This is a genomic window from Clostridium sardiniense (assembly GCF_016907995.1).
GTDB lineage: Bacteria > Bacillota > Clostridia > Clostridiales > Clostridiaceae > Clostridium > Clostridium sardiniense.
Map to the genome: position 1 here is coordinate 46,096 of NZ_JAFBDA010000001.1, position 13,372 is coordinate 59,467.

The window sequence follows — 13,372 nt, forward strand, 5'->3', positions numbered from 1 at the left end:
ATGTACGATTTAATAGTAGTTGGAGGAGGTCCAGCAGGACTTGCAGCAGCTTATGAAGCTTATAGTGATGGAGTAAAGAAAATTTTAATTATAGAAAGAGATAACGAACTAGGTGGTATATTAAATCAATGTATCCATAATGGATTTGGATTACATACATTTAAAGAAGAGCTAACTGGTCCTGAATATGCACAAAGATTTATCAATATGTTACAAGATACAAATGTAGAAGTTAAGCTTGGAACAATGGTACTTGATATAGATAAAGATAAAAATGTTCATGCTATAAATCCAGAAGAAGGATATGTTGTATTAAAAGGAAAAGCAATTATTCTTGCAATGGGATGTAGAGAAAGAACAAGAGGAGCGATAAATATTCCAGGAGATAGACCTTCAGGAGTATTTACAGCAGGAGCTGCTCAAAGATATATAAATATGGAAGGTTTTATGCCAGGTAAAAAAGTTCTTATACTTGGATCTGGTGATATAGGACTTATAATGGCAAGAAGAATGACACTTGAAGGAGCAAAGGTTGAAGGTGTTGTAGAGCTTATGCCATACTCAAATGGATTAAATAGAAATATAGTTCAATGTCTTGAAGACTATGATATACCACTATTCTTATCACATACTGTAATTGATATAGTAGGAAAAGAAAGATTAGAAAAGGTTATTATAGCTGAAGTTGATGAAAATAGAAGACCTATTAAAGGAACTGAAAAAGAATTTGATGTAGATACATTACTTCTTTCAGTTGGATTAATTCCAGAAAATGAATTATCAGGAAAAGCTGGAATAGAAAAAGATATGAGAACAAATGGATTAATAGTATCAGAAAGCATGGAAACATCAATAGATGGTATATTTGCTTGTGGTAATGTAGTACATGTTCATGATCTAGTTGATTTTGTTACTCAAGAATCAAAGCATGCTGGAAAATCAGCAGCTAAATACATCAAAGATGACCTTAAAAAAGGAGATAGCATCAAAATAGTTAATGGTCAAAATGTAAACTACACTGTACCTCAAAGAGTTACTGTAGATGCAATAGATGGAAGCATGACTGTATTTATGAGAGTAAATAATATCTATCATGATAAAGCTCTAGTAGTTAGAGAAGGAGATAAGGAAATAGCTTCATTTAAGAGAAAACATCTTGCACCATCAGAAATGGAAAAGATAATTTTACCTAAAAAGCTTCTAGAAGGAGTTAAGGGAGATTTAACAATTTCTTTAGAATAGGTTTAATAATATAGCCAATTTAGTGGTCATTTCTTAGTGGTTACTCTTTAATTAATTTAATGATGACTGAGAAAAAACAAAAATTCCCTAAACAAATAATGATATATAATAAACAATCATCCATGATAACAATGTGCAACAACCATTTAAAATAGGATATTTTAAACTACAATTTTTTATATAAGACGGGCTTATTAAGGAATGACCAATAAATATATAATTTTAGAATATGTAAATAAGGATTTAATATAAATACTATATTATAGGACGGTGAATTTGATATGATCAAAGAATTAATTTGTATAAGTTGTCCAATGGGATGTCATCTAAAAGTAGATGTAGACAATAAGACAGTAGAAGGAAACACTTGTAAAAGAGGAGAAATATATGGATTAAATGAAGTTACAAATCCAGTTAGAGTTGTTACTTCAACAGTAAAGGTAAAGGGAGGAGAACTTCCAGTAATACCTGTAAAGACAAATGGTGCAATACCTAAGCATTTAAATTTTGAATGCATGGATATAATAGGTGAAACTGTAATAGAAGCTCCAGTTAAAATGGGAGATGTTATTATAGAGAATGTGTTAGGAACTGGTGTTGATATAGTTGCTAGCAGAAATATAGAATGTGCATAATAAATTTTAATTAATAAATACACACTAACATAAAGCGTACCTCATAAGAGCAGTTTAAACTTGCCTATTAAAACAAGTTTAAGCTGCTTTTATTTTTATTATTTTGTCATTAACAATTGTAATGATTTTGACTTCTTTTTGTAATTGTATGTAAGATACAATTTATTTATAATAAATATGGATATTGTATAATATGCATAAAATAGTATAAAAATGGTTTTGTCAACAGAAAAATGACTGTAATAGTAGAATATTATCGTAAATATTTATATACAGAATAAATATCAATAAATACTATTAAGTAGTGGAAACTAAATAGTATTAGAGATATTTAAAATTAGTTATACAAGCAGTAACTTCATTATTTGTTGAAAATCATAAAGTTAATATATTAAATGATAATGTTATTTTATTTAAATTACTTAAAGGGGGGCTGACATGAAAAAATTATTATACTTTATAATACCAGTATTTATAGGTGTAGTTTTTGCATTTGGGTTAAATGAATTTTTAAATAAAGAAATAAATGATTTATTTAAAAGTAAAAATTTAATACCTTTGAAAAATGAGTATGCATCTAATATAAAAGATAAAGGCGTATTATTAAATAATGAGCTTTTAACACAGGATGATATAATGATGTTAGGTTCATCAGAACTTGCTCATACTATAAAAGATCAACATCCTACAAATTATTTTAATACAAATAGAAGTAGGAGTAATTTATTTACTGTAGGAAGGCCATATGATCAAAATTTACAACAAACTATTACTTTAGGAAGTACAGATCCTAATATAAAGAATAAAAAAGTGGTAATGTTAGTTTCTATGCAAGCTTTTCTGGGGAAGTATGGAATAATGCCTGAGGATTTTCAAACATTATTTTCACCAAATCAATTCTATGAATTTTTAGACAATCCAATGATATCGGAAAAAAATAAATATATAATGGCTAAAAGGGTTCATAATCTTTTACAGAAGAATGAAGATTATGCAAGTGAAATGATGTATGCAAAGCTATATAATAATGAGAGTTTTTTAGGAAGAATTAAAAGAATAGTACTATACCCATATTTTGAATTAAGAAAAAATATGGTCAAGTTAAAGGAAAAAGGTGAATTATATTTAAAATTAAAAAAACTTCCGAATAAAACTCCTGAAGATAACAAAATAGGACAACCTATAAATTGGAATAAGGAAGAAGAACAAGCTATTAGGGAAGCGAAAAAGAGGACTAAAGGAAATAAGTATAAAGTTGATTATTCTTATTATGAATTTATGCTAAAAGAGTTACCTAAAATGAAAAATGCATATTCAAGAATTGATCTTTTAAAATCTACTGAGCTTGATGATTATAAACAATTTTTAAACCTATGCTCAGATCTTAAGATAAAACCAACTATAGTTATGTTGACAAATGCTAAGTGGTATTATGATTATACAGGGTTAACAGAAGAAAAACGATTTAAGTTGTATAACACTGTTGAAAAATTAGCTGAAGAAAAGGGATTTAAAGTTATAAATTTAAAAGATAAAGAAACTACAGATTATTATTTAAGAGATATTATGCATCTTGGAACTAAAGGTTGGGTAGATGTTAGTGAAAAAATTTATAAAGAATATAATCAAGAACAAATATTTAATAAGTAGTTTATATCAGAAATTAAAGTCTAATACCTATGAAAATTATATAATATTAGATACTAAGCCATGTTAAGCGTGGCTTTTATTTTTATATAAATAATTCAACAATAATATAATAAAAATTATCCATTATAATGATGTACAAAAAGTAATTGATTGTGGTGTAGTTGTTAGCAGGAATATTGAATGTGAATAATAACTTTTAATTATTAAATATACACTAACGTAGAGCATAAATCATAAGAGAAGTTTAAAATCTTTTTCTTTTTTATACAATTTGAATTAACAATTGTAACAATTTTGACTTTCTTTTGTAATTGTATGTAAAGTCTAATTCATTTATAATAGATATTGTTATTGTATAATGTGTATAAAATAACATAAAATTACATAGAATTACAAATAAATAATTAAAATAGTAAATATTATATTAAAATTATTTGTACACAAATAAATTATAATTTGTTTTCATTAAAGTTATTAAGATGGGGGTATGGAATGAAAAAATTATTATACTTTATAATACCAGTACTTATAGGAGGGATTTTTGCTTTTGGACTAAATAAATTTCTAGATAAAGAAATAAATAGTTTATATCAAAGTAAAAATTTAGTGCCACTTATGGGTGAGTACGGAGCAGCTGTTAAAGATACAGGTGTCGGATTAAATAATCACTTTTTATCACAAGGAGATATAATGATGATTGGTGCATCTGATTTTATACATGAGACTAGACAACATCCTGCATATTTTTTCAATACAAATAGAACTAGAAATAGAGCTTTTACAGTAGGTAAGTCGCTTACGCAAGAAGCTCAAGATGCAATTACAATAGGAAGTATGGATACGAATATAAAGGACAAGAAGGTTGTTTTATTAGTAGCCCTATCATGGTTTATGTATCCAGATGGTATTAGACCAAAGGATTTCCAAGTAAGATTTTCACCAGGGCAGTTCTATGCTTTTTTAAATAATCCAGATATATCTGAGGAAAACAAAAAGAAGTTGAATGCTAGAGCTTCAGAACTTCTAAAAGGAAGCGACGAGTATAAATCAGAAAAGTTATATGCAGATATTTACAATTCAGATACATTCTTATCTAAAGTTCAAAAGACACTTTTATATCCATATTTTGAATTAAGAAAAGGAATGGTTTCTTTAAAGGAAAAGGGTATTTTATATTCAAGACTTAAAAAGCTTAAAAATAAAACATCAGAAGATGAAAAAAATGGACAAGAAATAGATTGGAAAGCTGAATATGACTTAGCTGTATCTGATGCTAAGAAAAGAGTTGGTAATAATCCATTTGGTGTAGACCAAAAGTATTATGATAAAACTTTAAAACCTAAACTTAAGAAATTAAAAAATCAGTATGCAAAAGTTGATGTAGAAAATGCAAAAGAGATGGATGACTATAAGTTCTTCTTAGAGATATGTGAAGACTTAGGGATAAAGCCAACTATAGTTATAATACCTGGTTTACCTAAATATTATGATTATACTGGAGTAACAGCTGAGAAGAGAGAGGGCTTATATAATAAAATATCTAGGCTTGCAGAAGATAAAGGCTTTAACGTAATAAATACTAGTGACAGAGCTGGAGAACTTTATTATATGAGAGATGTTATGCACATTGGAACGAAAGGATGGTTGGATGTTAGTGAAAAATTATATAAGCAATTTAATCAAGAACAAGTACCTATTAAGTAGTATTGTTATAACAATAATTATAATAGCTGCAATATTAATAGTGACATTTGCACCATTTAAACAGATACCATTTATTTATAATGAATTTTAAGCTAAGGGGATGTTAACATGGAAATAATTAGAGGTATTAAAAGATATGCTAAAACGGATAGAATAGCTTTAAAATGTGATGGTGAAAAACTATCATATAAAGATTTAGATAGATTTTCAGAAAGTATAGGAGCATATTTAAAAGAAAATCATAATGATAATACACCTATAGTTATATACGGAAATAAAGATAACTTAATAATGGCTTGTATGATAGGAGCTTTAAAGTCAGGAAGAGCGTATGTGCCACTAGACATAAGTTTCCCAGTAGATAGAGTATTAAATGTAACGGAAGAAGTTAAGCCTAAGGTAGTATTTAATTTTAGTGATTTATCATCAGATTCTTTTGGGCAAGGTGCTAAAGTAATAAACCAAGAAGAACTTGAAAGAATAATTGAAGACTATAAAGATGAAGTAATAATGGAAGAGGCATGGGTAAAGGAAGATGAGAATGCTTATATCCTATTTACTTCAGGAAGTACAGGAAAGCCAAAGGGAGTACAAATAAGTAGTAATAACTTAGATAACTTTGTTGAATGGATAAGTGAATACTTAAACATTGATGGAAGTGAAAAAGTTATAATGAATCAAGCTGCGTATTCATTTGACCTTTCAGTAACAACTATATATCCAGGATTAACTCATGGTGCTACATTATTCTCATTATCAAAGAAGACATTAGCAGACTATAAAGAGTTATTTAAGCAATTAGACGAGTCAAAGATGAATATATGGGTATCAACACCATCATTTGCTGGAGTTTGCGTAACAGAAGCAAGCTTTAACAGTGAAATGCTAGAGAATTTAGAATCAATGATATTTATAGGAGAAGTTCTTCCAAAGAACCTTTCAAAAGAGCTTATGGAAAGATTCCCAAGTACTAGAGTAGTAAATGGATACGGACCAACAGAAGCAACTGTTGGAATAAGTGCTAATGATATAACTAAAGAAATGCTTGAAGATGAAAAGAGTCTTCCAGTTGGAACAGTTATGGAGACAACAAGAATTAGAATTGTTGATGAAAATGGACAAGACGTTAGAACTGGAGAAAAAGGAGAAATTGTAATAATAGGAAAGTCAGTTTCTAAAGGATATTTTAGAAACGAAGAAAAGACTAATGAAGTATTCTATTATGATGATTTTAATGGAGATGAATTCAGAGCATATAAAACAGGAGATATGGCTTACATATTAGATGGGAAGATATACTACTGTGGAAGAAAGGATTTCCAAATAAAGCTTAATGGCTTCAGAATCGAAATTGAAGATATAGAAAACAACTTAAGAAAGGTTGATAATGTAAGAAATGCAATAGTTCTTCCAATATACAAGGATGAAAAGATAGCTTATCTTCAAGGCGTAGTAGAGCTTAAAGAAAAGAATGAATTAAGTAATCTAAAAAATGGTATGATGATTAAAAAAGGATTAGAGAAGTTTATTCCAGGATATATGATACCAAGAAGCATTAAGGTAATAGAGGAATTCCCAACAAATATAAATGGAAAAATAGATAGAAAGAAACTTATGGAGGAAATGTAATGACTTTTTCACAATATGGAGATTATTTTTATCTATACATACTCCTATTAACAGCAATTCCTGCTATAGTTTTAGGTTTATGTGGTAAAAAGATAAAAATATACGGAATGATTGCAACTGCATTCATGATATTTCTTATAGTAGGAATAAATGTACAGTTTAAATTCCTATGTATATTCATTATATGGGAAACACTTATAGTATATGGGTATCTATTTGTTAGAAAGAAAACAGATAGTAAATTAATTTATAGAATATTCCTATTTGCATCAATGCTTCCGGTAATAATAAATAAGATTTCACCATACTTTAAGGTGTTATTACCTCAAGCTAAGATTGGAATAATAGGATTTATAGGGATATCTTATTTAAATTTTAGAGTAATTCAGATAATTATTGAAATATATGATGGAGCGATAACAGAAGTAATACCTTCAACATACTTTTATTTTGTATTATTCTTTCCAACACTAAGTTCAGGACCTATTGATAGATCAAGAAGGTTTGAAAAGGACTTAGATAAGGTAATATCAAAGGATGAATATATAAATTCATATTTAATTCCAGGTCTTAAGAAGATTTTTATGGGGATTGGATATAAATTTGTTATAGCCTTTGCTATAAATACATTAGTATTAACAAAAATAAAGATGGATCATGTTACATTTTTAAGGGCAATAAGTTATATGTATGCGTATAGCCTTTATTTATTCTTTGACTTTGGAGGATATAGCCTTTTTGCTGTTGGTACAAGCTATATATTTGGAATAAAGGCACCAGACAACTTTGATAAGCCATTTATAAGTAAAGATATGAAAGAATTCTGGACAAGATGGCATATATCACTTTCAAGATGGTTTGGAGATTATATATTCTCAAGATTTGTAATTAGTTCAATGAGAAAGAAAAGATTTAAAAAGAGAGCTACAGCAGCACATTTTGCACAGATTATCACAATGCTTGTAATGGGATTTTGGCATGGACTTACTTGGTATTATATAGTTTATGGTATTTACCAAGGTGTAGTTTTAGTATTAACTGATATTTATCAAAAGAAATCAAAGTTCTATAAAGCTCATAAGAAGGAAAAGTGGTTCCAGATTGTACAGATAGTAATAACATTTAACATAGCATGTTTTGGTTTATTAATATTCTCTGGATACTTCCATATGGTAAAGTAGAATTATAATATTTTATAGATCATCAAAATGAAATTCATGTACTTTTTAATAGTAAATTATAAAAGTAATTATAAAATTAATATATATATAATTATATTTTTAAATAAGGAGATAGAAGAAAATGCAAGAACAAGTAATAAATATTTTTGAAGAAGTAACTGGATGCGACGAAATAAGAGAGGACTTAGAGATGGATTTATTTGAAGCTGGTCTTTTAGATTCACTTGCAATAATAGAAGTATTATTACAAATAGAAGAAAGGCTAGGAATAAAACTTCAACCAACAGATCTTGAAAGAACAGATATGGCAACTGTTAATAATTTAGTAACATTCTTAGAGAGTAGATAATTAATTTAAAAAGGAATTATGATTAAAACCGACCTAAATAATAGGTTGGTTTTTTTGCGTAATTTTATGAATAAATATAGAAACTATTTTCATTTATAGAATTATATTTTATAGGGGATTAGATACCTAGAAATATATTAGTTATTAGGGATTATATTATGGCGGTTAATTTAGGGAGGGAGCTTATGACTTAAACAATAGCTTCTGAGTGAAAAAATAGGAGTAGAAATGGATAATTTGTAAAAATACTTAAAAAAAAATAGTTAATAATTTGTTAAATGATTAAAAGTAAAAATCAAGTAATACATTAAAAAACGGCTGTATTACGTATTTATTTAATTTTAAAAAATAAGTTTTAGTATTTTTTAAGATATTATTCATTGTTTGTTAAAAAGGATTAAATTTATGTAATTGATTATCTTACATAATAGTAATACTATTTTTATTGAATTTTATTTAGAGAGGAGCCAGGTATGAAGAAATTATTATATTTTATAATACCAGTACTTATAGGGGTAGTTTTCGCCTTTGGTTTAAATAAGTTCTTAGATAATGAGATCAATAAACTGTATCAAAGCAAAAATCTAGTACCTCTTAAAAATCAATATTCAACAAATATTAAAGATAAAGGAATATTAATAAATAATCATTTTTTAGAACAAGGTAATATAATGATGATTGGATCATCTGAACTTAACCATTCAATTGCAGTTAAAAACCAACATCCATCTAATATATTTAATACAAATAGAAGTAAGGATGGAGTGTTTATAATAGGAAGAGCTAACACCCAAACTTTGCAGGATGCATTAGTAGTTGGAAGCACGGATTCAAATATAAAGAATAAAAAAATAGTATTACTATTATCTATGCAGTGGTTCATGGGAAAAGAAGGAATCAAAGATTCTGAATTCCAAGGAAGATTTTCTCCAGCACAATTTTACACATTCTTTAATAATAAAAAAATATCTAATGAAAATAAAAAAGAAATGGCTGAAAGAGTTGCTACACTACTAAATGGAAGTGAAGAATATAAACCAGAAAGAGAATATGCGTTACTTTATAATTCTAACACAGTTATAGATAAGGTTGAAAAAATGTTATTATATCCGTATTTTAAATTAAGAGAAAAGATGGTTATTTTAAAAGAAAAAGGATTACTATATTTAGACCTTAAAAATTTAGAAAATAAAACTAATAATAATGAAAAACTAGGTAAGCCTTTTAATTGGGATAACGAATATAAAAGAGCTGTTAAAGATGCAGAAGTAAGAAGCAATAAAAATAAATATAAAATAAATGATTGGTACTATAATACCATTTTGAAGCATGAGTTACCTAACCTCAAGAATAAATACTCAAACGTTAAGTTATTGGAATCAGAAGAAATACATGATTATCAATACTTCTTAGATATATGTAAAAATTTAGGCGTTAAACCTACAATAGTAGTTATGCCAGGTTCACGATGGTTTTATAATTATACTGGAATGTCACAAGAAGAAAGATACAAATATTATGATAAAGTAACAGAAATGGCAAAAGAAAAAGGTTTTAATGTTATTAATTTAAAGGATAAAGAAAATACTGAGTATTACTTAAGAGATGTTATGCATCTTGGAACGAAAGGATGGCTAGATGTTAATGAAAAACTTTATAAAGAATATAATGAAGGACAAATATTTAATAAGTAGTATAGTTATAACAATATTTATTATAGCAGCAATATTAGTATTTACATTTGCGCCATTTAAGCAAATACCATTTATATATAATGAATTTTAACTTAGGAGGATATTGATATGGAAATAATTAAAGGGATTAAAAAATATGCTAAAACTAATAGAATAGCTTTAAAATGTGATGGAGAAGAACTTACATATAAAGATTTAGATAGATTTTCAGAAAGTATAGGAGCATATTTAAAAGAAAATCATAATGATAATACTCCTATAGTTATATACGGAAATAAAGATAATTTAATAATGGCTTGTATGATAGGAGCATTAAAATCAGGAAGAGCTTATGTACCACTAGACATAAGTTTTCCATTAGATAGAGTATTAAACGTAACAGAAGAAGTTAAACCTAAGATAGTATTTAATTTTAGTACTTTAGAAAAAGAAGTTTTCGGAGAAGATGTTAAAGTAATTAATCAAGAAGAACTTGAAAGAATAATTGAAGACTATAAAGATGAAGTAATAATGGAAGAGGCATGGGTAAAGGAAGATGAGAATGCTTATATCCTATTTACTTCAGGAAGTACAGGAAAGCCAAAAGGAGTACAAATAAGTAGCAACAATATAGATAATTTCGTTGAATGGATAAGTGAATACTTAAACATTGATGGAAGCGAAAAAGTTATAATGAACCAAGCGGCATATTCATTTGATCTTTCAGTAACAACTATATATCCAGGATTAACTCATGGTGCTACATTATTCTCATTATCAAAGAAGACTTTAGCAGACTATAAAGAGTTATTTAAGCAATTAGACGAATCAAAGATGAATATATGGGTCTCAACACCATCATTTGCTGGAGTTTGTGTAACAGAAGCAAGTTTTAACAGTGAAATGCTAGAGCACCTAGAATCAATGATATTTATAGGAGAAGTTCTTCCAAAGAATCTTTCAAAAGAGCTTATGGAAAGATTCCCGAGTACTAGAATAATAAATGGATATGGACCAACAGAAGCAACAGTTGGAATAAGTGCAAATGATATAACTGTAGAAATGCTTGAAGATGAAAAGAGTCTTCCAGTTGGAATAGTTATGGAAACAACAAGAATTAGAGTTGTTGATGAAAATGGACAAGATGTAAAAGCTGGAGAAAAGGGAGAAGTTGTAATAATAGGTAAGTCAGTTTCAAAGGGTTATTTCAATAATGCAGAAAAAACTAATGAAGTGTTCTATTATGATAATTTTAACGGAGAGAAGTTTAGAGCATATAAAACAGGGGATATGGCTTACATATTAGATGAGCGAATATACTACTGTGGAAGAAAGGACTTCCAAATAAAGCTTAATGGATTCAGAATTGAAATAGAAGATATAGAAAACAACTTAAGAAAAGTTGAGAATGTAAGGAATGCTGTAGTTATTCCAATATACAAAGATGAAAAGATTGCTTATCTTCAAGGAATAGTAGAACTTAAAGAAAAGAATGATTTAAGCAATTTAAAAAATGGTATGATTATCAAAAAAGGATTAGAGAAGTTTATTCCAGGATACATGATACCAAGAAGCATTAAGGTAATAGATAAGTTCCCAACAAACGTAAACGGAAAAATAGATAGAAAGAAACTTATGGAGGAAATGTAATGACTTTTTCACAATATGGAGATTATTTTTATCTATACATACTATTATTAACAGCAATTCCTGCAATAGTTTTAGGAATCTGCGGTAAAAAGATAAAAATATATGGAATGATTGCAACTGCATTTATGATATTCCTTATAGTTGGAATAAATGTACAGTTTAAATTCCTATGTATATTTATTATATGGGAAACACTTATAGTTTATGGTTACTTGTTTGTTAGAAGGAGAACAGAGAGCAAACTTGTATATAGATTATTCCTGTTTGCATCAATGCTTCCAGTAATAATAAATAAACTATCACCACATTTTAATGTATTATTCCCCCACGCAAAAATTGGGATAATAGGATTTATAGGAATATCTTATTTAAACTTTAGAGCTATTCAAATGGTTATAGAAATATATGATGGAGCAATAACAGAAGTAAAACCTAGTACATTCTTTTACTTTATATTATTCTTCCCAACATTAAGTTCAGGACCTATTGATAGATCAAGAAGATTTGAAAAAGATTTAGAAAAGAAAATACCAAAAGATGAATATATAAATGATTATTTAATGCCAGGTATTAAGAAAATAATTATGGGTGTTGGATATAAGTTTGTTATAGCATTTATTATAAATACTTTATGGCTTACTAAAATTCATACAGACCATATGACATTTTTAAGAGCTTTAAGTTATATGTATGCTTATAGTTTATACTTATTCTTTGACTTTGGAGGATACAGCCTTTTTGCTGTTGGCACAAGTTATATATTTGGAATAAAGGCACCAGATAACTTTGATAAACCATTCATAAGTAAAGATATGAAAGAGTTCTGGACAAGATGGCATATATCACTTTCAAGGTGGTTTGGTGATTATATATTCTCAAGGTTTGTAATCAGTTCAATGAGAAAGAAGAGATTTAAAAAGAGAGCTACAGCAGCCCATGTTGCACAAATTATTACAATGCTTACAATGGGATTTTGGCATGGATTAACTTGGTATTACATAGTTTATGGTATTTATCAAGGTGTAGTTTTAGTATTAACTGATATATATCAAAAGAAATCAAAATTCTATAAAGCTCATAAGAAAGAAAAATGGTTCCAAGTTATACAGATAATAATAACATTCCACATAGCATGTTTTGGTTTGTTAATATTCTCAGGATACTTCCACATAGTGAAGTAAAATTTAAAGCTTAATAATTACTTAAAATAAATTTATGTAAATTTTATATAAACTTTATAGAAAAAAAAGATTTTATAGCTAAAATAGAAGATAGAGATTTTTAAAGAATTTGATTTAAATATAAGGGAGATAGAGGAAAATGCAAGAACAAGTAATAGAAATTTTTGAAGAAGTAACTGGATGCGACGAAATAAGAGATGACTTAGAATTAAATTTATTTGAAGCTGGACTTTTAGATTCACTTGCAATAATAGAAGTATTATTACAAATAGAAGAAAGACTAGGAATAAAACTTCAACCAACAGATCTAGAAAGATCAGATATGGCAACTGTTAATAACCTAGTAGCATTCTTAGAAACTAGATAATTAATTTAAAAAGTAATTATAAATTTAAGACCCAATCTATTAAAGATTGGGTTTTGTTTTATATTATGTGTTATGTAAAGTAATAGTAAGTTATTTTTAGTTATAAATTCT

The 13,372-nt window shown here is 27.5% G+C and carries 11 protein-coding genes; all 11 read left to right on the forward strand.

Translation table 11 applies throughout. The features are described 5' to 3' along the window. The 11 genes from JOC62_RS00145 (at position 1) to dltC (JOC62_RS00195) (ending at position 13,261) form a co-directional block, all read left to right on the forward strand. Positions 1-1,242: an NAD(P)/FAD-dependent oxidoreductase gene (locus JOC62_RS00145; RefSeq protein ID WP_204593131.1), complete on the forward strand. Its 1,242-nt coding sequence runs from the start codon at positions 1-3 to the stop codon at positions 1,240-1,242. A 281-nt stretch (positions 1,243-1,523) separates the two neighbouring features. Continuing rightward, positions 1,524-1,877, forward strand: a complete 354-nt coding sequence (locus tag JOC62_RS00150; protein ID WP_204593132.1) for a DUF1667 domain-containing protein — start codon at positions 1,524-1,526, stop codon at positions 1,875-1,877. A gap of 438 nt (positions 1,878-2,315) precedes the next feature. Beyond that, entirely contained in the window at positions 2,316-3,527 is a 1,212-nt protein-coding gene (dltD, locus tag JOC62_RS00155) for a D-alanyl-lipoteichoic acid biosynthesis protein DltD (RefSeq protein WP_204593133.1), read from the forward strand. Positions 3,528-4,019: 492 nt separating this feature from the next. Beyond that, positions 4,020-5,231, forward strand: coding sequence for a D-alanyl-lipoteichoic acid biosynthesis protein DltD (dltD, locus tag JOC62_RS00160; RefSeq protein WP_204593134.1), 1,212 nt, complete (start codon positions 4,020-4,022; stop codon positions 5,229-5,231). Between the two features lie 108 nt (positions 5,232-5,339). Next, the gene (gene dltA, locus JOC62_RS00165; protein WP_204593135.1) at positions 5,340-6,860 is read left to right on the forward strand and encodes a D-alanine--poly(phosphoribitol) ligase subunit DltA; all 1,521 of its coding nucleotides are present in this window, start codon (positions 5,340-5,342) and stop codon (positions 6,858-6,860) included. Continuing rightward, positions 6,860-8,041, forward strand: coding sequence for a D-alanyl-lipoteichoic acid biosynthesis protein DltB (gene dltB / locus JOC62_RS00170; RefSeq protein ID WP_204593136.1), 1,182 nt, complete (start codon positions 6,860-6,862; stop codon positions 8,039-8,041). Before dltA (JOC62_RS00165) ends, dltB (JOC62_RS00170) begins: the two co-directional genes overlap by 1 nt. Before the next feature lie 121 nt (positions 8,042-8,162). Next, positions 8,163-8,390, forward strand: coding sequence for a D-alanine--poly(phosphoribitol) ligase subunit DltC (dltC, locus tag JOC62_RS00175; protein ID WP_204593137.1), 228 nt, complete (start codon positions 8,163-8,165; stop codon positions 8,388-8,390). Positions 8,391-8,863: 473 nt separating this feature from the next. After that, positions 8,864-10,084, forward strand: coding sequence for a D-alanyl-lipoteichoic acid biosynthesis protein DltD (dltD, locus tag JOC62_RS00180; RefSeq protein ID WP_204593138.1), 1,221 nt, complete (start codon positions 8,864-8,866; stop codon positions 10,082-10,084). 108 nt (positions 10,085-10,192) lie between these two features. After that, entirely contained in the window at positions 10,193-11,713 is a 1,521-nt protein-coding gene (dltA, locus tag JOC62_RS00185) for a D-alanine--poly(phosphoribitol) ligase subunit DltA (protein ID WP_204593139.1), read from the forward strand. Further along, on the forward strand, positions 11,713-12,894 hold the full coding sequence (dltB, locus tag JOC62_RS00190; protein WP_204593140.1) for a D-alanyl-lipoteichoic acid biosynthesis protein DltB: 1,182 nt from the start codon (positions 11,713-11,715) through the stop codon (positions 12,892-12,894). The genes dltA (JOC62_RS00185) and dltB (JOC62_RS00190) overlap by 1 nt, the downstream gene beginning before the upstream one ends. A gap of 139 nt (positions 12,895-13,033) precedes the next feature. Beyond that, the gene (dltC, locus tag JOC62_RS00195) at positions 13,034-13,261 is read left to right on the forward strand and encodes a D-alanine--poly(phosphoribitol) ligase subunit DltC (RefSeq protein WP_204593141.1); all 228 of its coding nucleotides are present in this window, start codon (positions 13,034-13,036) and stop codon (positions 13,259-13,261) included. Positions 13,262-13,372 lie beyond the last annotated feature (111 nt).

Coding starts and splice junctions, on each gene's coding strand:
- dltC (WP_204593137.1), top strand. CDS start 8,163: ATGCAAGAACAAGTAATAAATATTTTTGAAGAAGTAACTGGATGCGAC.
- dltA (WP_204593135.1), top strand. CDS start 5,340: ATGGAAATAATTAGAGGTATTAAAAGATATGCTAAAACGGATAGAATA.
- JOC62_RS00145 (WP_204593131.1), top strand. CDS start 1: ATGTACGATTTAATAGTAGTTGGAGGAGGTCCAGCAGGACTTGCAGCA.
- dltA (WP_204593139.1), top strand. CDS start 10,193: ATGGAAATAATTAAAGGGATTAAAAAATATGCTAAAACTAATAGAATA.
- dltB (WP_204593136.1), top strand. CDS start 6,860: ATGACTTTTTCACAATATGGAGATTATTTTTATCTATACATACTCCTA.
- dltB (WP_204593140.1), top strand. CDS start 11,713: ATGACTTTTTCACAATATGGAGATTATTTTTATCTATACATACTATTA.
- dltC (WP_204593141.1), top strand. CDS start 13,034: ATGCAAGAACAAGTAATAGAAATTTTTGAAGAAGTAACTGGATGCGAC.
- dltD (WP_204593134.1), top strand. CDS start 4,020: ATGAAAAAATTATTATACTTTATAATACCAGTACTTATAGGAGGGATT.
- dltD (WP_204593138.1), top strand. CDS start 8,864: ATGAAGAAATTATTATATTTTATAATACCAGTACTTATAGGGGTAGTT.
- dltD (WP_204593133.1), top strand. CDS start 2,316: ATGAAAAAATTATTATACTTTATAATACCAGTATTTATAGGTGTAGTT.
- JOC62_RS00150 (WP_204593132.1), top strand. CDS start 1,524: ATGATCAAAGAATTAATTTGTATAAGTTGTCCAATGGGATGTCATCTA.